Origin of the sequence: Pseudomonas sp. BIGb0558, from assembly GCF_024807515.1 — a bacterium.
GTDB classification, from domain to species: Bacteria; Pseudomonadota; Gammaproteobacteria; order Pseudomonadales; family Pseudomonadaceae; genus Aquipseudomonas; species Aquipseudomonas yamanorum_A.
This window is the reverse complement of record NZ_JANUEW010000002.1, coordinates 332474-355593: the sequence shown is the minus strand read 5'-3', so window position 1 is coordinate 355593 and position 23120 is coordinate 332474. Positions and strand designations below refer to the sequence as shown.

Sequence of the window (23120 nt, the reverse complement as noted above, 5' to 3'; positions counted from 1 at the left end):
GCCCGAGGTCGCATCGATGTCTCAGGAACCGCTTGTACGAGAAGCAGAGGTAGCCGCATTTCGCGATGCCGTCTTGACCAAACTTACCTATGCGGTGGGCAAGGACCCCGATCACGCTTTCGATCACGACTGGTTCGAAGCCATTGCACTGGCCGCCCGCGACCATATGGTCGACCACTGGATGGACCACACGCGGCACATCTACCGCAAGGGGCAGAAGCGGGTCTATTACCTCTCGCTGGAATTCCTGATCGGCCGCTTGCTTTACGACAGCCTGAGCAACCTCGGCTTGCTGGACGTGGCCCGCGAGGCCATGAGCGAGCTGGGTGTGGACATGGAGCGCATTCGCCTGCTGGAGCCCGACGCGGCCCTGGGCAACGGTGGCCTTGGCCGACTGGCAGCGTGCTTTATGGAAAGCATGTCGACCCTGGGCATTGCCGGCCACGGTTATGGCATTCGTTATGAGCACGGCCTGTTCCGTCAGGCGATTGTCGATGGCTGGCAGCAGGAGCAAACCGAACGCTGGCTGGATTTCGGCAACCCGTGGGAGTTCGAGCGCGCCGAGGTGATCTACCCGATCGGCTTTGGCGGCGGCGTGGAAACCCTGCTGGATGCGTCCGGCAAGTCGATCCAGGTCTGGACGCCGAATGAAACCGTACGTGCGGTAGCCTACGACACCCCGGTAGTCGGCTGGCGTGGCGCCAGCGTCAACACCTTGCGCCTGTGGCGTGCCCGGGCCGTGGAAGACCTGCACCTGGAACGCTTCAACGCCGGTGACCACCTGGGTGCCGTGGCCGAAGTGGCCCGTGCCGAAAGCATCTCTCGAGTGCTTTACCCGGCTGACAGCACCGAAGCGGGGCAGGAACTGCGCCTGCGCCAGGAATACTTCTTCGTTTCCGCCTCGCTGCAGGATCTGCTGCGCCGCCACAAGAACATGCACGGCTCGGTACTGAGCCTGGGCGAACACGCGGCCATCCAGCTCAACGACACGCACCCCTCGATCGCGGTGGCCGAGTTGATGCGCCAGTTGGTGGACCTGCACGACATCCCGTGGGATGCCGCCTGGGACGTCACCGTCGAAACCCTGTCGTACACCAACCACACCTTGCTTCCCGAGGCGTTGGAGACCTGGCCGGTGGGCTTGATGGAACGCATGCTGCCGCGGCACATGCAGATCATCTACCTGATCAACGCCCAACATATCGACTCGCTGCGGGCCAAGGGCATCCACGACTTCGACGTGCTGCGCGCGGTGTCGCTGATCGAGGAAGACAACGGCCGTCGCGTGCGCATGGGTAACCTGGCGTTTCTCGGTTCCCACAGCGTGAACGGCGTGTCCGGCCTGCACACCCAACTGATGCGCAGCACGGTGTTCTCCGAACTGCACAAGCTCTACCCGGACCGCATCAACAACAAAACCAACGGCATTACCTTCCGCCGCTGGCTGTACCAGGCCAACCCCAAACTCACCGCGATGCTGGTGGAGGCCCTGGGCCCGGACGTACTGGATAACCCCGAGCAGCGCCTGGTGGACCTGGAGCCGTTCGCCGAGAAGCAAGCCTTCCGCAAGGCCTTCGCCGAACAGCGCCTGCACAGTAAGCGGGCACTGGCCGACATCATTCACGAGCGCCTGGGGATTTCGGTCAACCCGGCGGCGATGTTCGATGTACAGGTCAAGCGGATCCACGAGTACAAGCGCCAGCTGTTGAACCTGCTGCACACCGTCGCGCTGTACCAGGCGATCCGTGCCGAGCCGGGCACCGACTGGGTACCTAGGGTGAAGATCTTCGCCGGCAAGGCGGCGGCCAGCTATCACCAGGCCAAACTGATCATCAAGCTGACCAACGACATCGCCCGTACCGTCAACAACGACCCGACGGTGCGCGGGTTGCTCAAGGTGGTGTTCCTGCCCAACTACAACGTCAGCCTGGCGGAAAGCATCATTCCGGCGGCCGACCTGTCGGAGCAGATTTCCACTGCCGGTTTTGAAGCGTCGGGCACCAGCAACATGAAATTCGGCCTTAACGGTGCGCTGACCATTGGCACCATGGACGGCGCCAACGTGGAGATGCACGAACGGGTGGGCGCCGACCACATGTTCATCTTCGGCCTCAGCGCCCAGCAGGTGGAAGCGCGCAAACACGCCGGTGAGTTCAATGCCGGGCCGGAAATCGCCGCGTCCCATCGCTTGAACGATGTGCTGCAAGCGATTCGTGGCGGGGTGTTCTCGCCGGATGATCCGGGCCGTTATGCCGGGTTGGTGGATTCGCTGATCGACTACGACCGCTTCCTGGTCTGTGCCGACTTCGATTCCTACTGGGATGCCCAGTCCCGGGTCGAGGCGCATTGGCATGATTCCAAGGAGTGGTGGCGCTCGGCGGTGCTCAATACTGCGCGCATGGGCTGGTTCTCGTCGGACCGGACCATCCGCGAGTATGCGACCGAGATCTGGAAAGCGTTGGACTAGGCACCGCAGATCCCGCTGCTTTGTGTGGGAGCTGGCTTGCCTGCGATAGCATCACCCCGGTGTTACTGAGAAACCGCGGAGATTGCATCGCGGGCAAGCCCGCTCCCACATTTGGGTTGTGTCGATATACTAAGCCTCGGTTTGCCCGCTTCGGGCTGCTTAGGGATATCGACCATGCAATGGATTTTCATGCTGATTGGCCTGGTGCTCGGCTGGACACTCGACGAGTCGTTCAGTGATGCGGGCATTGGTGCGCTCCTCGGTTTGGGCATTGGCCAGGCGATCCGCTTGTCGATGCTCGCCTCGCGCACGGAGGAGCAAGGCCGTCAGTTGGAGTCTGTCCGCAACGCCCTGAAAGGGGTGGAGCAACGTCTGGCCTTGCTGGAAAGGCCGGCTGCCGTTGAAACCCCCGAACCTATCCTTGTCGAAGAGCCGCTGCCGGTAACGGCGTCGCCCGAACTCGTCTGGGAATTACCCGCCGAATTGGAACCTGCGTACGCAACGGTAGCGGCCGAGCCCAGCCAGCCATTGCCGGCTGACGTCTGGAGGGCGGAACCGAGCGACAGCATCCCTGAACAGCCCGCCGCGCCAGCGGTGCCCCGTGGCCCCAATCTCATCGAGCGCGCCATCAGCGGCGCACGCAACTGGTTGTTCGGTGGCAACACCGTTTTGCGGGTCGGCGTGGTGCTGTTGTTCCTCGGCCTGGCGTTCCTGCTGCGTTATGCCACTGAAGGGATGGTGGTGCCGATCGAGCTGCGTTATGCGGGCGTTGCCGGCTGTGCGCTGGCCTTGCTGGGCCTGGGCTGGTGGCTGCGGCTGCGCAACAGCAACTACGGGTTGATGCTGCAAGGCACCGGCATCGCCGTGCTGTACCTGACGGTGTTCGCGGCCATGCGCCTGCACCCGCTGCTCGATCCCGGTGCCGCCCTCGGTCTGCTGGTGGCGGTCACGGTCTTTTCGGCGATCCTGGCCATTACCCAGGACGCCCTCGGCCTGGCCTGCGCCGCTGCCCTCGGCGGTTTTGCGGCGCCGATCCTTACGTCCACCGGCGCCGGCAACCATGTGGCGCTGTTCAGCTATTTCGCCCTGCTGAACGCGGGCATCCTTGCCATCGCCTGGTTCAAGGCCTGGCGCCTGCTCAACCTGATCGGATTCGTCGGCACCTTCGGCATCGGCTTCGCCTGGGGTATGCGCTCCTACACACCCGAATTGTTGTGGAGCACCGAGCCGTTCCTGATTCTCTTTTTCCTGATGTACCTCGGCATCGGCCTGTTGTTCGCCCGGCGCAAATTGCTGGAGATGAGCGATGCGCCGCAGGATGACAGCCGTGGCGCGCTGCTGCGCTGGTCGGCGGCCAAGGGCGATTATGTCGACGGCAGCATGCTGTTCGGTCCGCCGGTGGTGGGCTTCGGGTTGCAGTTTGCGCTGGTGCAGCACCTGGAGTTTGCCGCTGCGTTCAGCGCTCTGGCCCTGGGCATTATCTACATGGGCCTGGCCCGTTTGCTGAGTGGCGGGCGCGCCTTGCTGCTGGCGGAAACCTGCCTGGCACTGGGTGTGATCTTCGCCAGCCTGGCGATCCCACTGGGCCTCGACGCACGTTGGACCGCAGCGGCCTGGGCGGTGGAAGGCGCCGGGATCTTCTGGCTCGGCCTGCGTCAGCAGCGGCCTCTGGCGCGGGCGTTTGGCTTGCTGTTGCAAGTCGGCTCGGCGCTGGCGTTCCTCAGCGAGTTGCGGGTTGGCGAAACCAGCCTGTTGGATGGCGCACCGTTGGGGGCGTTGTTGCTGGGCGCGGCATTGCTGTTCAGTTTCTCTCAACTGCGCAAAGCCTCGGTTGAACAAGCGGCGAATTGGGAGCGTCGCGGCTTGCCAGTGTTGGCCAGTGTCGGCCTGGGTTTCTTGTACCTGCTTGCCCCGTTGCTGCTGTTGACCCAAGGCACCGCCATCAGTTGGGCAATCGCGGGCCTTGCAACCTTGCTGGTGGGCCTGCGCATCGGCTCGCGTACGTTCCTCTTCACCGCGTTTGCCGTGCAACTGTTGGGTGGCGCGCTGTTCCTGCTGCGCCTGCAGGCGGGTGCTGATTCAAGCGCGGTGTTCAGTGCCGGCTGGAGCGGGTTGCTCACCGCTTCGCTGATAGGCCTGGCGTTGATCGGCGGCATGCTGCTGGCCGCGCGGGACAGCATGGTGCGCAGCGACGTGCGGTTGTTGCGTGGCTTGTCGGTAGTACTGCTGGCCGGGCTGGTGTTGATCAATCTGGCGGTGCTGTTCGTGCTGCCATGGGAGACCGCCAGCGGCGTGTGGGCGGCCAGTGGATTGTTGATCATCTGGCTGAGCCTGTATCTGCAACAGCGCGTCAGTTTTGTCTTCGGGTTGTTGCTGCAGGTGATCGGCGGCGCTTCGTTCCTGATCGCGGTGCCGGACTTGCTCGGGCCGCTGACCAGCGAAGGCTTGCGTCCCCTGGGCCATAGCGGTTTCTGGACGCCGATGGTGCTTGGGCTGGCGGCGCTGGTCGGTGCCTGGCGTTTGCAGCGTCGGCCGCATGCGCCGGTGTTCGAGGCGTTGAGTCTGCAGCGCTTGTCCGACGTGCTGCTGGTGTGGGGCGCGGCCTGGTGGACGCTGGCGTTGGTCAGTGAAGTGCTGCGTTTTGCGCCCTCGACGCTGCAAGGTACCTGGCTGTTGGCAGTGGCGGCGGTGAGTGTGGCGATCTGGGCGGTGTTGGCCCTGAGGCTGCAATGGGCGTCGCTGGGCTTGCTGTGCGCGCTGTTGATGCCGGCGGCCGGCGTGGTGTTGCTGGGCTCATGGGACTCGCGTTATCACCCGTCGGCAAATTTCGCCTGGCTGGCGTGGGCGGCGGTGTTTGCGGTGCACTTCGTTTCGCTGCGGCGCCTGGCCTTGGTCATCCCGGAAAAAGCCTTGGGCGCCGCCCATGTGCTCGGCTGCTGGATGCTGATTGGCGTGTTGGCGCTGGAGCTGCGCTACGGCCTGTTACTGCTGTCCGAGGAATACAACGCCTGGCGCTGGCTGGGCTGGGCGATTCTGCCAAGCCTGTACCTGGTGCTGGCTGCTGTGCCGCGCAACTGGCCATGGCCGGTGTCGGCGTACCCGCGCGAGTACCGGTTGTATGCCGCGTTGCCGTTGGCGGTGTTGATGCTTGGCTGGTTCTGGCTGGCAAATATCTTCAGCGACGGCACCGCCGAGCCGCTGCCGTATGTGCCGCTGCTTAACCCGCTGGACCTGGGTTTATTGTTCGCGCTATTGGGTGTGTACCTGTGGTCCCGCAGCGCCGCACCCCAGCGTGGGCCACGCGCCGAACTGATCGCCCAGGCGGTCGCCGGTGTGTCGTTGTTCGCCTTCTTCACCGCCCTGGTGATGCGCACGGCTCACCATTGGGGTGGCGTGCCGTTCCATCTGGATGCGCTGCTGGAATCGATGCTGGTACAGGCCGGGCTGTCGATCGTCTGGACCCTGATTGCCCTGAGCCTGATGATCGGTGGCCATCTGCGTCATCGGCGCGAGGTGTGGCTGATCGGTGCCGTGTTGATCGCGGTGGTGGTCGCCAAATTGTTCTTCGTCGAACTGAGCAACCGCGGCGGGCTGGCGCGGATCGTATCGTTTATCGGTGTGGGCGGGCTGTTGCTGGTGGTGGGCTATTTCGCCCCGTTGCCGCCCAAGCGTCCCGAGCCGGTGGTTGAATCTGAAGGAGTGGCCTCTTGATGGGCAAGCTGAGTGTGGTGCTGTTGGGGTTGTGCACAACGTGTTCGGCCTGGGCCCAGGAAACCCCCGCCGACTTCACCACGCGGGTGCCGCTGACGGTCAGCGGCGAAGGCCCGTGGTACCGCCTGGAACTGCCGCTGGTGGTGCAGTTGAGCGCCCGTCAGGCTGACCTGAATGACGTGCGGGTGTTCAACGCCGCCGGCGAGCCCCAGGCTTACGCGCTGGCGCGGCAGTCGGCGCAAAGCACCGAAAGCCGCAGCCTGGCCAACGTGAAGTGGTTTCCACTGTACGCCGCGGCCGACTCCACTGAAGCCGTGCCCAGCGTTCGCGTGCAATCCACATCCACCGGCACGCTGGTGCAGGTGCAGCCGCCCAGCCAGCTGGAGGCCGGCGAAGAAGTCCTGCGCGGCTGGCTGCTCGATGCCAGTGCGATCAAGGCCCCGTTGCAGCAACTGATTCTCGACTGGACCAGCGAACGCGACGGCTTCCAGCGTTTCAGCATCGAAGCCAGCGACGACTTGCAGCACTGGCGTTCCTGGGGCGAAGGGCAGGTGGCGCGGCTGTCGTTTGCCGACGAGCGCGTCGAGCAGCATGAAGTGAGTTTGCCGGGGCAATCGGCGCGTTATCTGCGCCTGCTGTGGAAAGGCCAGGCCGCACCGGCGCTGACGTCGGCGCAGTTGGAGAGTGTCAATGCCCATAGCTTGCCGTTGCCGCTGGTGTGGTCGCAGCCGTTGTCGGGTAGCCGTCTCAAAGCGGGCGAATACAGCTGGCAGTTGCCCAACACACTGAATGTCGAACGCTTGCGCATTGATCTGAGCCAACCGAACAGCCTCGCGCCGGTCACTTTGTCGGGCCGTCGGGAAAGCAATCAGGCCTGGCAGCCGTTGAGCAGCGGTTTGCTCTACCGGCTGACGCAAAATGGCCAGGACGTTTTGCAGAATGAATTGCAACTGCCGGGCCAGGCCGTTGCCCAGCTCAAGCTCGACGTGGACGAGCGCGGCGGCGGTCTCGGTGTGGAGGCACCGGCCTTGAGCTTTGCGGTGCGGGCCACGCAGTTGGTGTTTCTGGCGCGGGGCGAGCCACCGTTCACTTTGGCGTTGGGCAACCCGTCGGTGAAGGGTGCGAACTTGCCGCTGTCGACGTTGATTCCGGATTACAGCGCCGAGCGCCTCGCGGGGCTTGGGCAGGCGAAAGTGGCGGGCGAGGCGGTGGTGACTTCGCCTGCGGTTGTGGCCCCTGTTGATAGCGGGCCGAACTGGAAAAAACTCGGTCTCTGGGCCGTGCTGCTGCTCGGTGTGGCGGCACTGGGGGCCATGGCCTACAGTTTGCTGCGCAAGCCGCCGGTGGCACGTTAAATAAAGTCCATGAACTCTATTGGGTTTAAATCCTCTCATATGAGGAAATACGCCCCGACTCGCGTTAAACTGCGCGGGTTTTTAGCCCCCTATTTCCGGAGCCTTCCATGTCCCGCGTTACCCTGAGTCGCTATTTGATCGAGCAGACCCGCAGCAACAACACGCCTGCCGATCTGCGCTTCCTTATCGAAGTGGTGGCGCGTGCTTGCAAGGAAATCAGCCACGCCGTCTCCAAAGGCGCGCTGGGTGGTGTCCTGGGCAGCATGGGCACTGAAAACGTACAAGGCGAAGTACAGAAGAAGCTCGACGTGATTTCCAACGAAATCCTGCTCGAAGCCAACGAATGGGGCGGTCACCTGGCCGGCATGGCGTCCGAAGAAATGGACAATGCCTACCAGATCCCGGGCAAATACCCGAAAGGCGCGTACCTGCTGGTATTCGACCCGTTGGACGGTTCTTCGAACATCGACATCAACGCACCGGTAGGCACCATCTTCTCGGTACTGCGTTGCCCGAACGAATACCTGAGCCAGAACGAAGCCCTGAACGAAAAGGCCTTCCTGCAGCCGGGCACCGAGCAGGTGGCTGCCGGTTACGCGATCTACGGCCCGCAGACCATGCTGGTGCTGACCCTGGGCGATGGCGTCAAAGGCTTCACCCTGGACCGTGAAATGGGCAGCTTCGTGCTGACCCACGAAGACATCTCCATTCCTGCGACTACCCAGGAATTCGCCATCAACATGTCCAACCAGCGTCACTGGGAAGCTCCGGTACAGCGCTACGTGAACGAGTTGATGGAAGGCGAGGAAGGCCCGTTGAAGAAGAACTTCAACATGCGTTGGGTGGCTGCGATGGTTGCCGACGTGCACCGCATCCTGACCCGTGGTGGCCTGTTCATGTACCCACGTGACAGCCGCGAGCCGTCCAAACCGGGCAAACTGCGCCTGATGTACGAAGCCAACCCGATGTCGTTCCTCGTGGAGCAGGCGGGCGGTGCGTCCACCGACGGCCACCAGCGCATCCTCGACATCCAGCCTGAAGGCCTGCACCAGCGCGTGGCGGTGTTCCTGGGTTCGAAGGAAGAAGTTGAGCGTGTGACCGGTTACCACAAGGCGTAAGTCTTTGCGGTAAGCAAAAAGCCTCGAATGCTTTCAGCATTTCGGGGCTTTTTTGTTTATTGAATAAGGCTTTTCAGCAGTAACGCCTGAAAGCTTTTCCGTGTATCGGCAATGATATGGACGTAAACGGTTTTATCGTGGATCTCATAAATGATCCGATTCATCCCGCACACAGTCTGCCGGTAGCGGCCGAGATGGAGCTTTTCAAGTTCTTCGGGTATGGATCCGGCATAAGGCTGGGTTTCCAGGCGACGAAGAGCTTGCTTCAACGTGTCGTAGGTTTGTTGCCATGACGCTGCAGAGAACTGTCGGATCAGATAGGACTTAATTTCCTTGAGGTCGTTTTTGGCGAAGTGAAGGATTACAACGTTGAAACTCATTGTTCATCGTCCTTGTCCAGTTCCGCGAACACGTCCTCCATGTCTTGAAACTGGCCCAATTCAATTTGTCGGCTACCTAAGGCTAGAAGCTTCAACAGGGCCATGGTTTCTTCTTGTTCTTCAAAACTTTTCACGTCCATCACAACCAGCTTGGCCTCACCATTTTGGGTGATTACCAGTGGCTCACGGCTTTCAGTTAAATTTTTGACGATCTCTGCAGTGTGGCTTTTCAAGTAGCTGATGGGTTTGATCTGGGATGAGAGTTTCACGGGACGATCCTTTCTTGAAGATAGGACTGATTTTAGTCTTTATTTGGTCCTTCGTGACATTGCAGTGGTTTATTGCCGCTGTCATCCGACGAAACGCACCCATTTTTTAAGCCCGAATAAAGTCGCTGGATTGAAAAAAGAAATACCACCCCCCATCGGGAACCAGACACCCCTTTTCCCTTCTAAGCTTCTGGCAGACCCCCAAGCTGCTTCGTCTCTCCAGGAGTTTTTCCATGTCGTTACGCCGTCTCGCCCTGTTGTCGTTTTGCGTGCTTCTGGCCGCTTGCAGCAAGGTCACTCAAGAAAATTACGCAAAACTGTCGGCCGGCATGCCCAAGGCCGAGGTGGAGTCGTTGTTGGGCAAGCCGACTGATTGTTCTGGCGCGCTGGGTATGTCCAGTTGCACCTGGGGCGATAAAAACAGCTTTATCAGCGTGCAATACGCCGGTGACAAAGTACTGATTTTTTCCGGGCAAGGCCTGAAGTAAACCGGGGCGAAAGCCTGCGGGAGAAAAACAACATGATGCGTTTCGTTCTATACCTCTGCGCCAGCCTGTTTTTGGCGGGCTGCGCCAGCCATTCTGGCGATGATCTGCAACCCAAGACGGTTGGCAGCGTCAACCTCAAGCGTTACCAGGGCACCTGGTATGAGTTGGCCCGTTTGCCGATGTACTTCCAGCGCAATTGCGCGCAGTCCGAAGCCCGTTACACGCTGCTGCCCGATGGCAATATGTCGGTGTTCAACCGCTGCCTGACGCCGGAGTGGAAGTGGCAGGAAGCCAAGGGCACGGCCACGCCGCAAGTTGCCGGCAGGACCGACAAGCTCTGGGTGGAATTCAATAACTGGTTCACCGCGCTGTTGCCGGGCGTGACCAAGGGCGATTACTGGGTGTTGTACATCAGCGATGACTACAAGACCGCCATTGTCGGCAGCCCGAGCCGGCGCTATATGTGGTTATTGTCCCGCACGCCGACAGTCAGTGCCGACACTCGCGAAGACCTGCTGAGCAGGGCGCGGCAACAGGGGTATGACACCACCCGGTTGATCTGGCGGACGTCGGACAAGCAGATGGCGAAGACTTCGCAGTAACTGAAGAGCGCTACCATTCCAATGTGGGAGCTGGCTTGCCTGCGATAGCGGTGTCGGATTCACCACTGCTATCGCAGGCAAGCCAGCTCCCACATTTTGTTATGTGTCGTCTGTCAGCCCAACAAATCCCGCAAGACCTGGGTAAACGCCCGGCTGCTGTCTTCTTCGGCAGCGTGATGCCCGTCGCGAATTACCCACTGGCCGTTGACCAGCACATCGCGCACCTGACGATCCCCGCCGGCAAACAGCCAGCGATTGAGAATCCCGTCTTCGTTCGCCGTCGCCAGGTACGGATCGTTGCCATCCAGCACCAGCCAATCGGCACGCTTGCCGACTTCCAGGCGCCCGATCGGCTGCCCCAGTGCCTCGGCACCACCGTCCAGTGCGGCATCGAACAGCGTACGCCCGACCATCGGCTGATCGCTGCGATACAGCCGGTTACGCCGCTGGTCCCGCAGACGCTGCCCGTATTCCAGCCAACGCAATTCTTCCACCACGCTCAGTGATACGTGGCTGTCGGAACCAATCCCCATGCGCCCACCCTGGGCCAGGAAATCCACCGCCGGGAAAATCCCGTCGCCCAGATTGGCTTCAGTGGTCAGGCACAGCCCGGCAATCGCCCGACTCTTGGCCATCAATGTCACTTCTTCCGGATTGGCGTGGGTGGCGTGTACCAGGCACCAGCGCTGATCCACTTCAACATGGTCATACAGCCATTGCAGCGGACGCTGGCCGCTCCAGGCCAGGCAGTCGTCGACTTCCTTTTGCTGCTCGGCGATATGGATATGCACCGGGCACGCCTTGTCGCTGGCGGCCAGTACTTCGCTGATCTGCTGTGGCGTGACCGCACGCAGCGAGTGGAAGCACAGGCCCAGTTGCTGCGCCGGTTGTGCGGCCAGGATCGGTTGCAGGCGTGATTGCAGGTTCAGGTAATTCTCGGTGCTGTTGATAAAGCGCCGCTGGCCTTCATTGGGTGCCTGGCCGCCGAAACCGGAATGGCTGTACAGCACCGGCAGCAAGGTCAGCCCGATGCCGCTGCTGGCGGCTGCCTGGCTGATTTGCCGCGACAGCTCCGCCGGGTCGGCATAGGGCTGGCCGTTGACGTCGTGGTGCACATAATGAAATTCGGCCACCGAGGTGTAGCCGGCCTTGAGCATCTCGATATACAGCTGGCGCGCGATGACCTGCAGTTGGTCGGGGCTGATCTTGCCGACCATCCGGTACATCAAGTCACGCCAGGTCCAGAAACTGTCGTTCGGGTTGCCGGCCACTTCCGCCAGCCCGGCCATTGCCCGCTGGAACGCGTGGGAATGCAGGTTCGGCATGCCCGCCAGCACCGGCCCCCTGAGCCGTTCGGCACCGTCTGCGCTGGCGTTGGGCTCAACCTTGGTCAGCAGGCCGTCGGCGCTGACTTCAAGACGTACATCATTGGCCCATCCATTAGGCAGCAGCGCGCGTTCGGCAAAGAAAGCGGACATGATTAAGGCACCCCGGTCGTGTGTTTATTTGTATATACATATACAGACGTTTGCCTGCTCGGTAAACTCCGGCAAGCTATGCTTCTTTTTCACCTGCAAGGATTCCCTGTGCCGACTCCGCCCGCCAAGTCTTCACTGGCTGCCCACATGGACGAAAGTCCGGCGCCCTTGTATGCCCGTGTCAAACAGATGATCAGCCAGCAGATTCTCAACGGCAACTGGCCGCCTCATTACCGCGTGCCGTCGGAAAGCGAACTGGTCAACCAGTTGGGCTTCAGCCGCATGACCATCAACCGCGCCCTGCGTGAGTTGACCGCCGAAGGCCTGCTGGTGCGCATGCAAGGCGTGGGCACGTTTGTCGCCGAGCCCAAGAGCCAGTCGGCGCTGTTTGAAGTGCACAACATTGCCGACGAGATCGCGTCCCGCGGCCATCGTCATACCTGCAAAGTCATTACCCTCGGTGAAGAAGCTGCCGGTTCCGAGCGCGCCGTCGCCCTGGAAATGCGCGAAGGCGGGCGGGTGTTCCACTCGTTGATCGTGCACTACGAAAACGACATCCCGGTGCAAATCGAAGACCGTTTCGTCAACGCCCTCGTAGCGCCGGAATACCTGCAGCAGGATTTCACCCAGCAAACGCCATATGCCTACCTCAACCAGGTGGCGCCGCTGACCGAAGGCGAGCACGTAGTTGAGGCGATCCTCGCCGACGCCGACGAATGCAAGCTGCTGCAAATCGAAACCAGCGAGCCATGCCTGCTGATTCGCCGCCGCACCTGGTCGGGCCGCCAGCCGGTGACCGCCGCGCGTTTGATCCACCCCGGTTCCCGTCATAGCCTGGAAGGACGTTTCAGTAAATGAGTTCGATGAAAGTCTGGCGCGCCGCCGATTACGTGCGCATGCCGTGGAAAAACGGCGGCGGCAGCACCGAAGAAATCACCCGTGATGCAGGCGAGGGCCTGGACGGTTTTGGCTGGCGCCTGTCGATTGCCGATATCGCCGAGTCGGGCGGGTTCTCTACCTTCGCCGGGTATCAGCGGATCATCACCGTGCTGCAAGGCTCGGGCATGGTGCTCACGGTGGATGGCGAGGAACAGCGCGGGTTGTTACCGCTGCAGCCGTTCCCGTTCAAGGGTGACAGCCAGGTGTCCTGTCGATTGATCGGCGGGCCGATCCGCGATTTCAACCTGATCTATTCACCGCAACGCTATCAGGCGCGGTTGCAGTGGATGGACGGTACGCAGCGTTTCTTCAGCGCCGCGCACACCGTGCTGGTGTTCAGTGTGGCCGATGAAGTGAAGGTGCTCGGTGAGCGTCTGAGCCGTCACGACTGCCTGCAACTGGACGGTAACACCGGCCTGCTGGACGTCAGCGTCATGGGTCGTTGCTGCGTCATCGAGCTGACTAAACGCGGTTAAAAATGTGGGAGCTGGCTTGCCTGCGATAGCGGTGTATCAGCAGCAGATGCATGGCTGACCAACCGCTATGGCAGGCAAGCCAGCTCCCACAGTTGATCTCCAGCGACGCTGGAAACTGTTTCCAGCCCCCGCACCAACTTGTTACCGAACGCCCCAGCATGGCGCAAAGCACTGCCTCGGTGACAAGTCTCCCGCGCTGTAAAAATCCTCTGTAAGAAAATTCATCAAGCAGCGAAGCCTTATTTTCCAAGGCTTTCACCCTCATCCCGGAAAATTCTTCAAACCTTGCGCGCAAAGTTGGCCGCTTGATTGCATATGCTTGTATGTACAAGTAAAGATGTGTGCGTAAGAGTCCATGGACATCCTCTTCGCACCAATCATGTTCGCGCATTGATCGTTGAGGAATTTTTTGTGACCAAGCCTACCAAGTACCGTGACGTTGAAATCCGTGCCGCACGCGGCAATACGCTGACCGCCAAAAGCTGGCTGACTGAAGCGCCGCTGCGCATGCTGATGAACAACCTCGACCCACAGGTTGCCGAAAACCCGAAAGAACTGGTGGTGTACGGCGGCATCGGTCGTGCCGCGCGCAACTGGGAATGCTACGACCAGATCGTCGAAAGCCTGACCAACCTCAATGACGACGAAACCCTGCTGGTGCAATCCGGAAAGCCCGTCGGCGTGTTCAAGACCCACAGCAATGCCCCGCGCGTGCTGATCGCCAACTCCAACCTGGTGCCGCACTGGGCGAGCTGGGAACACTTCAACGAACTCGACGCCAAGGGCCTGGCCATGTACGGCCAGATGACCGCCGGCAGCTGGATCTACATCGGCAGCCAGGGCATCGTGCAGGGCACCTACGAGACCTTCGTCGAAGCCGGTCGCCAGCACTACAACGATGACCTCAAGGGCCGTTGGGTCCTGACCGCCGGCCTCGGCGGCATGGGCGGCGCCCAGCCATTGGCCGCGACCCTGGCCGGTGCCTGCTCGCTGAACATCGAATGCCAGCAGGTCAGCATCGACTTCCGCTTGAACAGCCGTTATGTCGACGAGCAAGCCACTGACCTCGACGACGCCCTGGCGCGCATCGCCAAATACACCAAGGAAGGCCGCGCGATTTCCATCGCCCTGCTGGGCAACGCGGCTGAAATCCTGCCGGAACTGGTCAAGCGCGGCGTGCGCCCAGACATGGTCACCGACCAGACCAGCGCTCACGACCCGCTCAACGGTTACCTGCCCGCCGGCTGGACCTGGGATGAATACCGCGCCCGCGCCAAGACCGAACCGGCCGCCGTGATCAAGGCTGCCAAACAGTCGATGGCCGTGCACGTCAAAGCCATGCTCGAGTTCCAGAAGCAAGGCATCCCGACCTTCGACTACGGCAACAACATCCGCCAGATGGCGCAGGAAGAAGGTGTGGAAAACGCCTTCGACTTCCCGGGTTTCGTACCGGCCTACATCCGTCCGCTGTTCTGCCGTGGCATCGGCCCGTTCCGTTGGGCTGCGCTGTCGGGCGACCCGCAAGACATCTACAAGACCGACGCCAAAGTCAAAGAGCTGATCCCGGACGACGCCCACCTGCACAACTGGCTGGACATGGCCCGCGAGCGCATCAGCTTCCAGGGCCTGCCGGCACGTATCTGCTGGGTTGGCCTGGGCCAGCGCGCCAAGCTGGGCCTGGCGTTCAACGAAATGGTGCGCAGCGGCGAGCTGTCGGCACCGGTCGTGATCGGCCGCGACCACCTCGACTCCGGCTCGGTGGCCAGCCCCAACCGTGAAACCGAGTCGATGCAGGACGGTTCCGACGCCGTGTCCGACTGGCCACTGCTCAACGCCTTGCTCAACACCGCCAGCGGCGCGACCTGGGTTTCGCTGCACCACGGTGGCGGCGTCGGCATGGGCTTCTCCCAGCACTCGGGCATGGTGATTGTCTGCGACGGTACCGACGAAGCCGCCGAGCGAATCGCTCGCGTGCTGCACAACGACCCGGCCACCGGCGTGATGCGTCATGCCGATGCCGGCTACCAGATCGCGATCGATTGCGCCAAAGAGCAGGGCCTGAACCTGCCGATGATCAAATAAAGACCGGCTCGGTTCCTGTGGGAGCCGGGCTTGCCCGCGATGCAGGCGACTCGGTTTGTCAGTAAGACCGAGGTGATGCCATCGCAGGCAAGCCAGCTCCCACAGAAGAGCAATCCGCATGCAGAACAATCCATCAGAGGTTGAACAACAATGGCTGTAAAAGACGCTCGTGCAAGCAGCACCCCGTTGATCGAAAGGCGTTCGATCGACTACATCCCGGAAGCGGAAAGACACGGCCGTCTGTTAAGTCAGTTCACCCTGTGGTTGGGTGCCAACCTGCAAATCACCGCGATTGTCACCGGGGCCCTGGCCGTGGTGCTGGGCGGTGATGTGTTCTGGTCGTTGATCGGTCTGCTGATCGGTCAACTTCTGGGCGGCGGCGTCATGGCGCTGCATGCGGCGCAAGGCCCGCAACTGGGCTTGCCGCAGATGATCTCCAGCCGCGTGCAGTTTGGCGTGTATGGCGCGGTGATCCCGCTGGTCCTGGTGTGCCTGATGTACATCGGTTTTTCCGCCAGCGGCTCATTGCTGGCGGGGCAGGCGGTGGCGCAGTTGCTCCATGTTGAGGACTGGGTGGGCATCGTGCTGTTCGCGGGGCTGATCATGGTGTTCACGATCTTCGGCTACCGGGTGATTCACGGCATTGGCCGGGTTGCCAGCGTGCTGGGGGTAGTGGCTTTCGTCTACCTGTTCTACAAGTTGCTGGCCGGTAACGACATCGGTGCGTTGCTGGGCAACAAGCATTTTTCTCTCAGCAGTTTCCTGCTGGCGATTTCCCTGTCGGCGTCCTGGCAGATCGCGTTTGGCCCGTATGTGGCGGACTACTCGCGTTACTTGCCGCGCAGCACCCAGGCTTCGAAAACCTTCTGGGCCGTGGGTCTCGGTTCGGTGATCGGTGCGCAGGCGTCGATGGTGTTCGGTGTGTTTGCCGCGGCCCTGGCCGGCTCGCAATTCGCTCACCACGAAGTGTCATTCATCGTCGGCCTGGGCGGCACCGGGATCGTCGCGGCGCTGCTGTATTTCAGCATCGCCTTCGGCAAGGTCACCGTCACCACCCTGAATGCCTACGGCAGCTTCATGTCGATCGCGACCATCATCAGTGGCTTCCGTGGCAGCCGGCATATCGGCAGTGGCACGCGCCTGTTGTACATCTTCGTGATGGTGTCGATTGCGGCCGCGCTGGCGTTGCTGGGCAAGGACTCGTTCCTCAAGGATTTCTCCGCGTTCATCCTGTTCCTGCTGGCGTTTTTCACGCCCTGGAGCGCGATCAACCTGGTGGATTTCTACTGCATCACCAAAGAGCGCTACGACATCCCGGCACTGTCCAACCCCGACGGCCGCTACGGTCGCTGGAACGTGATGGGCATCAGCATCTACGTGTTCGGCGTGCTGATCCAGATGCCGTTCATCTCCACGCATTTCTACACCGGACCACTGGTTGCCAGCCTCGGCGACACCGATATCTCCTGGATCATCGGCCTGGTGGTGCCGGCTGCGCTTTACTACTGGGCCGCCAAAAAGTGGCACAGCGCAATACCTGAACACCTGATCCTGCCGGTAGAGCAGGGCGCTGCACCAACGACAAACGGGCTGGCTGCACAGGCCTGATGGGACGTGGACAGGGCAGGATGCCTACTGACTGCCGTAATCCATTTCAAGATTGGGAGCGTCACAACAATGAAAATGAATAAGACCCTGCTGGCCACTTTGTTCTCGGCAGGCTTGCTGGCTTCTGCTGGCGCCCAGGCGGCCGGTTGGTGCGAATCCGGCAAACCGGTGAAATTCGCCGGCCTGAACTGGGAAAGCGGCATGTTGCTCACCGACATCCTGCAAACCGTGCTGGAAAAAGGCTACGACTGCAAAACCGACAGCCTGCCAGGCAACTCCATCACCATGGAGAACGCCCTGAGCAGCAACGACATCCAGGTGTTCGCCGAGGAGTGGGTTGGCCGCAGCGAAGTCTGGAACAAGGCCGAGAAGGCCGGCAAAGTCGTCGGTGTCGGCGCTCCGGTGGTAGGTGCGGTTGAAGGCTGGTACGTGCCGCGCTACGTGATCGAAGGCGATGCCAAGCGCAAGCTGGAACCCAAGGCGCCGGACCTGAAAAACATCGCCGACCTGGCCAAATACGCCTCGGTGTTCAAGGACCAGGAAGAACCGTCCAAGGGCCGCTTCTACAACTGCCCCGCCGGCTGGACCTGTGAGCTGGACAACAGCGAAATGCTGAAAAGCTATGGCCTGGAAAGCACCTACACCAACTTCCGCCCAGGCACCGGACCGGCGCTGGATGCGGCAGTGCTGTCGAGCTACAAGCGCGGCGAGCCGATCCTGTTCTACTACTGGTCGCCCACCCCGCTGATGGGCCAGGTGGACCTGGTCAAACTCGAAGAAAAGCCCGGTGTGGATAAAAGCGTGAGCATCAAGGTCGGTCTGTCCAAGACCTTCCACGAGCAAGCGCCGGAATTGGTGGCCGTGCTGGAAAAGGTCAACCTGCCTATCGACCTGCTGAACCAGAACCTGGGCCGCATGGCCAAAGAGCGAATTGAATCACCAAAACTGGCGAAAATTTTCCTCAAGGAACATCCTGAAGTCTGGCACGCATGGGTGAGCGACGACGCAGCCAAGAAAATCGAAGCGGCCTTGTAGGTTGAGCGTTTCCGGTTGCCCTCGCAGGCAGCCGGAAGCCCGGCCACAATCCACTGGATCGAGAGCACACTATGTTTCCTGAGAGTTTTACGTTTTCCATCGCCGATTGGGTCAACAGTTGGGTTGATTCGCTGGTGACCAATTACGGTGATGTGTTCCGGCACATCTCCGACACCCTGTTGTGGGCCATCGTCAACCTGGAAGGCGTGCTGCGCGCGGCACCCTGGTGGTTGATGCTGGCGATTGTCGGCGGCATTGCCTGGCACGCCACGCGCAAGGTGGTCACTACGGCGGTGATCGTCGGCTTGCTGTTCCTGGTGGGCGCCGTTGGCCTGTGGGACAAGCTGATGCAAACCCTGGCACTGATGATGGTGGCCACGGTGATCTCGGTGCTGATCGGCATTCCTCTGGGAATTCTGTCGGCCCGCAGCAACCGCCTGCGCTCGGTGTTGATGCCGCTGCTGGACATCATGCAAACCATGCCCAGCTTCGTGTACCTCATCCCGGTGTTGATGCTGTTTGGCCTGGGCAAGGTGCCGGCGATTTTCGCCACGGTGATCTACGCTGCGCCGCCGCTGATTCGCCTGACCGACCTGGGCATTCGCCAGGTCGACGGTGAAGTCATGGAAGCGATCAACGCCTTCGGTGCCAACCGCTGGCAGCAACTGTTCGGCGTGCAACTGCCGCTGGCCCTGCCGAGCATCATGGCCGGGATCAACCAGACCACGATGATGGCCCTGTCGATGGTGGTGATCGCCTCGATGATCGGTGCCCGTGGCCTGGGTGAAGACGTACTCGTCGGTATCCAGACGCTTAACGTCGGGCGTGGCCTTGAAGCCGGCCTGGCGATCGTGATTCTCGCAGTGGTCATCGACCGCATTACCCAGGCCTATGGTCGTCCACGGCATGAGGCGAGCAAATGACTACCGTCAGCAAGATTGAAGTCAAAAACGTATTCAAGATCTTCGGCAACCGCTCCAAGGAAGCACTGGCGCTGATTGGCCAGGGCAAGACCAAGGACCAGGTGCTGGCCGACACCGGTTGCGTGGTGGGTGTGAACGACCTGTCCCTGAGCATCGCCACCGGCGAGATCTTCGTGATCATGGGCCTGTCGGGTTCAGGCAAGTCGACCCTGGTGCGCCACTTCAACCGCCTGATCGACCCCACCAGCGGCGCGATCCTGGTGGACGGCGAAGACATCCTGCAACTGGACATGGAAGCCTTGCGCCAATTCCGCCGGCACAAGATCAGCATGGTGTTCCAGAGCTTCGGCCTGCTGCCCCACAAGAGCGTGGTGGACAACGTCGCCTACGGCCTGAAAGTGCGCGGCGAAACCAAGCAAGTGTGCACCGAGCGTGCGCTGCACTGGATCGAAACCGTGGGCCTGAAGGGCTACGAAAACAAATACCCGCACCAGCTGTCCGGCGGCATGCGCCAACGGGTGGGCCTGGCTCGCGCCCTTGCGGCCGACACCGACATCATCCTGATGGACGAAGCGTTCAGCGCCCTCGACCCGCTGATCCGCGCCGAGATGCAGGACCAGTTGCTGGAACTGCAAAAGACCCTGCACAAGACCATCGTCTTCATCACCCACGACCTCGACGAGGCCGTGCGCATCGGCAACCGCATTGCGATCCTCAAGGACGGCAAGCTGATCCAGGTCGGCACGCCCCGGGAGATTTTGCATTCGCCGGCGGATGAGTATGTGGACCGGTTCGTTCAGCGGCGGGCTGCCGTGGTTTGACCGCGATTTGTGGTGAGTTGACTGGCGCTATCGCAGGCAAGCCAGCTCCCACAATTGAAATGCATTCCCCCTGTGGGAGCTGGCTTGCCTGCGATGAGGCCGGTGAAGCTGCACAAGAATTGGAGAAGGTACAAAGATGTCCCAGGCTGAAAAAATCATCATCGCCGACGCCCCGCTGCGCTGGCAGGACGTGGTCGCCGTGGCCCGCCACGGTGCTGTCCTCGAACTCTCGGGCCAGGCCTGGGCGCGAATCGACAATGCCCAGGCCATCGTCCAGCGCATCGTCACCAGCGGCGAGCGCGCCTATGGCGTCAACACCGGCCTGGGCGCCTTGTGCAACGTATCGCTCAAGGGCGAGCAACTCAGCCGGCTGTCGCGCAACACCCTGCTCAGCCACGCCTGCGGCGTCGGCCCGGCGCTGAGCGACGAACAGACCCGCGCGATCATCTGCTGCGCCATCATCAACTACAGCCACGGCAAGTCCGGCCTGCATCCGCAAGTCGTGCACTCACTGCTGGCGCTGCTCAACCATGGCATCACGCCGCAGGTTCCGTCCCAGGGCTCGGTGGGCTATTTGACCCACATGGCCCACATCAGCATCGCCTTGCTCGGTGTTGGCAACGTGAGCTACCGGGGCCGCATCGTCCCGGCGCACCAGGCCCTCGCCGAAGAAGGTTTGCAGGTGGTGGTGCTGGGTGCCAAAGACGGCCTGTGCCTGGTCAACGGCACGCCGTGCATGACCGGCCTCAGTTGCCTGGCCCTGGCCGATGCGCACCGTTTGCTGCAGTGGGCTGATGTGATCGGTGCCATGAGTTTTGAAGGCCAGCGCGGTCAGATCGACGCCTTCGACGAAGAGATCATCGCCCTCAAGCCGCACCCGGGCATGCAGCAAGTGGGCATTAACCTGCGCGCGCTGCTCGATGGCAGTGAAGTGATCGCCAGCAGCAAAGGCATTCGTACCCAGGACGCCCTCAGCATCCGTTCGATCCCCCAGGTGCACGGTGCTGCCCGCGATCAACTGGAGCACGCCACCCGGCAGATCGAAACCGAACTCAACGGCACCAGCGACAACCCGCTGGTGCTCGGCACGCCAGATAACTACCGCGTGGTCTCCCAGGCCAACCCGCACGGGCAGTCCGTGGCCCTGGCGGCCGACATGCTGGCCATCGCCATGGCCGAAATCGGCTCCATCGCCGAGCGCCGCCTGGACCGCCTGATCAACCCCCACGTCAGTGGCCTGCCGGCGTTCCTGGTGAGCAACCCCGGGGTCAACTCCGGGATGATGATCGTGCAGTACGTCGCCGCTTCGCTGTGCGGGCAAAACCGCCAGCTGGCGCAACCGGCGGTGCTCGACAACTTCGTCACCTCGGGCCTTCAGGAAGACCACTTGAGCATGGGCACCAACGCGGCGCTGAAGCTGCATTCGGTGCTGGAAAACGTCACCCAGATCCTCGCCATCGAGTACCTGCTGGCGGCCCAGGCGTTCGAGTTTCTCCAGGAGCAGCGCTTCGGCGCCGGTACCGATACCGCCTGGCGTTTGCTGCGCGAACACGTCCCGGCCTACGACCAGGACCGCTGGCTGGCGCCGGACATCGCGGCCGCAGCCGCGTTGCTCAAGCACGCCGATTTACTGCAACGCACGCTACCGAATTTGCACTGATCTTTTCCCAACAATAACCAGCGTGCCAAGCCGACTGATCCTCTAAAAGAGCACAGCGGCGGATAACGGAAGCATCCGGAGCGACTGGTAGTTAACAACACTCTCAAAAGGAGCATGAATGTGACTGCGCTAAACCTGATTCCAGGCCAACTGAGCCTTGCCCAACTGCGAGCCATCTACCAGCAGCCGGTAACCCTCAGTCTGGATGACAGCGCCTCGGCCCAGATCGAAGCCAGTGTTAGCTGCGTGGAGCAGATTCTCGCCGAGAACCGCACCGCCTACGGCATCAACACCGGTTTCGGCCTGCTGGCCTCGACCCGCATCGCCAGCGAAGACCTGGAAAACCTCCAGCGTTCCCTGGTGCTGTCCCACGCCGCCGGCGTCGGTGAGCCCATCAGCGATGCGCTGGTGCGGCTGGTCATGGTGCTCAAGGTCAACAGCCTGAGCCGGGGTTTTTCCGGGATTCGCCGGCAGGTGATCGACGCGCTGATCGCCCTGATCAACGCCGAGGTTTACCCGCACATTCCGCTGAAAGGTTCGGTGGGTGCCTCCGGTGACCTGGCGCCGTTGGCCCACATGTCGCTGGTGCTGCTGGGCGAAGGCAAGGCCCGCTACAAGGGCGAATGGCTGGAAGCCACCGAAGCGCTGAAAGTCGCCGGCCTCACGCCGCTGACCCTGGCGGCCAAGGAAGGCCTGGCGCTGCTCAACGGCACTCAGGTTTCCACCGCTTACGCGCTGCGTGGCCTGTTTGAAGGCGAAGATTTGTTTGCCGGTGCGTTGGCTTGCGGTGCCCTGACGGTGGAAGCCGTGCTGGGTTCGCGCTCGCCGTTCGACGCGCGTATTCACGCGGCCCGTGGCCAGCGTGGCCAGATCGACTCCGCCGCCGCTTATCGCGCCCTGCTGGGCGAAAGCAGCGAAGTGTCCCAATCCCACGAGAACTGCGACAAGGTCCAGGACCCGTACTCCCTGCGCTGCCAGCCGCAAGTCATGGGCGCCTGCCTGACCCAGTTCCGCCAGGCGGCCGAAGTGCTGGTGGTGGAAGCCAACGCTGTATCGGATAACCCACTGGTGTTTGCGGCGGAAGGTGACGTGATTTCCGGCGGCAACTTCCACGCAGAACCGGTGGCCATGGCGGCGGACAACATGGCGCTGGCCATCGCGGAAATCGGCTCCCTGAGCGAACGCCGCATCTCGCTGATGATGGACAAGCACATGTCGCAACTGCCGCCGTTCCTGGTGGGCAATGGCGGTGTGAACTCCGGCTTCATGATCGCCCAGGTGACGGCAGCGGCATTGGCCAGCGAGAACAAGGCGCTGGCGCATCCCCATAGCGTCGACAGCCTGCCTACCTCGGCGAACCAGGAAGACCACGTGTCGATGGCTCCGGCTGCGGGCAAGCGCCTGTGGGAAATGGCCGAGAACACCCGTGGTGTGTTGGCGGTGGAATGGTTGGCGGCGTGCCAGGGCCTGGACCTGCGCAATGGCTTGAAGACTTCACCCGCGCTGGAAAAGGCACGCGGGATCCTGCGCAGCAAAGTCGCGTTTTATGAGAAGGACCGGTTCTTTGCGCCAGACATCAATGCCGCCAGTGAGCTGTTGGCAACGCGCTGCCTGAATGAGCTGGTGCCGGCGAAGTTGCTCCCGAGCCTGTAACAGCCACACCGATCCAGTGTGGGAGCTGTCGAGCCTTGGCGAGGCTGCGATGGCG

General features: G+C 61.7%; 18 protein-coding genes. 15 read left to right on the top strand and 3 right to left on the bottom strand.

Features of this window, described 5'->3' with window-relative positions; translation table 11 throughout:
* The first annotated feature begins 16 nt into the window (after positions 1–16).
* From M2400_RS04880 to M2400_RS04865, 4 genes are all read left to right on the top strand, one after another.
* Positions 17–2467, top strand: coding sequence for a glycogen/starch/alpha-glucan phosphorylase (locus tag M2400_RS04880; RefSeq protein WP_177114323.1), 2451 nt, complete (start codon positions 17–19; stop codon positions 2465–2467).
* A 174-nt stretch (positions 2468–2641) separates the two neighbouring features.
* Positions 2642–6178: a DUF2339 domain-containing protein gene (locus M2400_RS04875; protein WP_259195226.1), complete on the top strand. Its 3537-nt coding sequence runs from the start codon at positions 2642–2644 to the stop codon at positions 6176–6178.
* Entirely contained in the window at positions 6178–7533 is a 1356-nt protein-coding gene (locus M2400_RS04870) for a DUF3999 domain-containing protein (protein WP_259195229.1), read from the top strand. The genes M2400_RS04875 and M2400_RS04870 overlap by 1 nt, the downstream gene beginning before the upstream one ends.
* Before the next feature lie 107 nt (positions 7534–7640).
* A complete protein-coding gene (locus M2400_RS04865) occupies positions 7641–8651 on the top strand; it encodes a class 1 fructose-bisphosphatase (RefSeq protein WP_177041047.1) in 1011 nt (336 codons plus the stop codon).
* Between the two features lie 56 nt (positions 8652–8707).
* On the opposite strand, the gene M2400_RS04860 is transcribed toward M2400_RS04865, so the two are convergent.
* Positions 8708–9031: a type II toxin-antitoxin system RelE/ParE family toxin gene (locus M2400_RS04860; RefSeq protein ID WP_259195230.1), complete on the bottom strand. Its 324-nt coding sequence runs from the start codon at positions 9029–9031 to the stop codon at positions 8708–8710.
* Positions 9028–9300 carry a type II toxin-antitoxin system Phd/YefM family antitoxin gene (locus tag M2400_RS04855; protein WP_177114317.1) on the bottom strand — a complete coding sequence of 91 codons (273 nt, stop codon included), beginning with the start codon at positions 9298–9300 and terminating at the stop codon, positions 9028–9030. The genes M2400_RS04860 and M2400_RS04855 overlap by 4 nt, the downstream gene beginning before the upstream one ends.
* A gap of 233 nt (positions 9301–9533) precedes the next feature.
* On the opposite strand from M2400_RS04855, the gene M2400_RS04850 reads away from it, so the two are divergent.
* Both M2400_RS04850 and M2400_RS04845 read left to right on the top strand, forming a co-directional pair.
* Positions 9534–9788: a hypothetical protein gene (locus M2400_RS04850; RefSeq protein ID WP_003217986.1), complete on the top strand. Its 255-nt coding sequence runs from the start codon at positions 9534–9536 to the stop codon at positions 9786–9788.
* 32 nt (positions 9789–9820) lie between these two features.
* Positions 9821–10390 (top strand): lipocalin family protein, encoded by a 570-nt coding sequence (locus M2400_RS04845; protein ID WP_177041051.1) that lies wholly within the window; start codon positions 9821–9823, stop codon positions 10388–10390.
* Positions 10391–10503: 113 nt separating this feature from the next.
* Here M2400_RS04845 and M2400_RS04840 read toward each other — a convergent pair whose 3' ends face one another.
* Positions 10504–11868 (bottom strand): formimidoylglutamate deiminase, encoded by a 1365-nt coding sequence (locus M2400_RS04840; protein ID WP_177114315.1) that lies wholly within the window; start codon positions 11866–11868, stop codon positions 10504–10506.
* Between the two features lie 147 nt (positions 11869–12015).
* On the opposite strand from M2400_RS04840, the gene hutC reads away from it, so the two are divergent.
* The 9 genes from hutC (at position 12016) to hutH (M2400_RS04795) (ending at position 23065) form a co-directional block, all read left to right on the top strand.
* Entirely contained in the window at positions 12016–12726 is a 711-nt protein-coding gene (gene hutC, locus M2400_RS04835; protein ID WP_003217980.1) for a histidine utilization repressor, read from the top strand.
* Complete coding sequence (locus tag M2400_RS04830; RefSeq protein WP_177076008.1) at positions 12723–13283, top strand: HutD family protein; 561 nt, start codon at positions 12723–12725, stop codon at positions 13281–13283. Before hutC ends, M2400_RS04830 begins: the two co-directional genes overlap by 4 nt.
* Positions 13284–13694: 411 nt before the next feature.
* On the top strand, positions 13695–15365 hold the full coding sequence (gene hutU / locus M2400_RS04825; protein WP_177041055.1) for a urocanate hydratase: 1671 nt from the start codon (positions 13695–13697) through the stop codon (positions 15363–15365).
* Between the two features lie 150 nt (positions 15366–15515).
* Positions 15516–16973 (top strand): cytosine permease, encoded by a 1458-nt coding sequence (locus M2400_RS04820; protein ID WP_177114313.1) that lies wholly within the window; start codon positions 15516–15518, stop codon positions 16971–16973.
* Positions 16974–17042: 69 nt separating this feature from the next.
* Complete coding sequence (locus M2400_RS04815) at positions 17043–18008, top strand: ABC transporter substrate-binding protein (protein ID WP_259195231.1); 966 nt, start codon at positions 17043–17045, stop codon at positions 18006–18008.
* 71 nt (positions 18009–18079) lie between these two features.
* Complete coding sequence (locus tag M2400_RS04810) at positions 18080–18931, top strand: proline/glycine betaine ABC transporter permease (RefSeq protein WP_017478193.1); 852 nt, start codon at positions 18080–18082, stop codon at positions 18929–18931.
* Positions 18928–19752, top strand: coding sequence for a glycine betaine/L-proline ABC transporter ATP-binding protein (locus tag M2400_RS04805; RefSeq protein ID WP_259195232.1), 825 nt, complete (start codon positions 18928–18930; stop codon positions 19750–19752). Before M2400_RS04810 ends, M2400_RS04805 begins: the two co-directional genes overlap by 4 nt.
* 136 nt (positions 19753–19888) lie before the next feature.
* Entirely contained in the window at positions 19889–21412 is a 1524-nt protein-coding gene (hutH, locus tag M2400_RS04800) for a histidine ammonia-lyase (RefSeq protein WP_259195233.1), read from the top strand.
* 114 nt (positions 21413–21526) lie between these two features.
* A complete protein-coding gene (hutH, locus tag M2400_RS04795) occupies positions 21527–23065 on the top strand; it encodes a histidine ammonia-lyase (RefSeq protein WP_259195234.1) in 1539 nt (512 codons plus the stop codon).
* Positions 23066–23120 lie beyond the last annotated feature (55 nt).

What these genes read in the sequence shown, in the direction of transcription:
- M2400_RS04880 (WP_177114323.1), top strand. Translation starts at nt 17, where the DNA reads ATGTCTCAGGAACCGCTTGTACGAGAAGCAGAGGTAGCCGCATTTCGC.
- M2400_RS04875 (WP_259195226.1), top strand. Translation starts at nt 2,642, where the DNA reads ATGCAATGGATTTTCATGCTGATTGGCCTGGTGCTCGGCTGGACACTC.
- M2400_RS04870 (WP_259195229.1), top strand. Translation starts at nt 6,178, where the DNA reads ATGGGCAAGCTGAGTGTGGTGCTGTTGGGGTTGTGCACAACGTGTTCG.
- M2400_RS04865 (WP_177041047.1), top strand. Translation starts at nt 7,641, where the DNA reads ATGTCCCGCGTTACCCTGAGTCGCTATTTGATCGAGCAGACCCGCAGC.
- M2400_RS04860 (WP_259195230.1), bottom strand. Translation starts at nt 9,031, where the DNA reads ATGAGTTTCAACGTTGTAATCCTTCACTTCGCCAAAAACGACCTCAAG.
- M2400_RS04850 (WP_003217986.1), top strand. Translation starts at nt 9,534, where the DNA reads ATGTCGTTACGCCGTCTCGCCCTGTTGTCGTTTTGCGTGCTTCTGGCC.
- M2400_RS04845 (WP_177041051.1), top strand. Translation starts at nt 9,821, where the DNA reads ATGATGCGTTTCGTTCTATACCTCTGCGCCAGCCTGTTTTTGGCGGGC.
- M2400_RS04840 (WP_177114315.1), bottom strand. Translation starts at nt 11,868, where the DNA reads ATGTCCGCTTTCTTTGCCGAACGCGCGCTGCTGCCTAATGGATGGGCC.
- hutC (WP_003217980.1), top strand. Translation starts at nt 12,016, where the DNA reads ATGGACGAAAGTCCGGCGCCCTTGTATGCCCGTGTCAAACAGATGATC.
- M2400_RS04830 (WP_177076008.1), top strand. Translation starts at nt 12,723, where the DNA reads ATGAGTTCGATGAAAGTCTGGCGCGCCGCCGATTACGTGCGCATGCCG.
- M2400_RS04820 (WP_177114313.1), top strand. Translation starts at nt 15,516, where the DNA reads ATGGCTGTAAAAGACGCTCGTGCAAGCAGCACCCCGTTGATCGAAAGG.
- M2400_RS04815 (WP_259195231.1), top strand. Translation starts at nt 17,043, where the DNA reads ATGAAAATGAATAAGACCCTGCTGGCCACTTTGTTCTCGGCAGGCTTG.
- M2400_RS04810 (WP_017478193.1), top strand. Translation starts at nt 18,080, where the DNA reads ATGTTTCCTGAGAGTTTTACGTTTTCCATCGCCGATTGGGTCAACAGT.
- M2400_RS04805 (WP_259195232.1), top strand. Translation starts at nt 18,928, where the DNA reads ATGACTACCGTCAGCAAGATTGAAGTCAAAAACGTATTCAAGATCTTC.
- hutH (WP_259195233.1), top strand. Translation starts at nt 19,889, where the DNA reads ATGTCCCAGGCTGAAAAAATCATCATCGCCGACGCCCCGCTGCGCTGG.
- hutH (WP_259195234.1), top strand. Translation starts at nt 21,527, where the DNA reads ATGAATGTGACTGCGCTAAACCTGATTCCAGGCCAACTGAGCCTTGCC.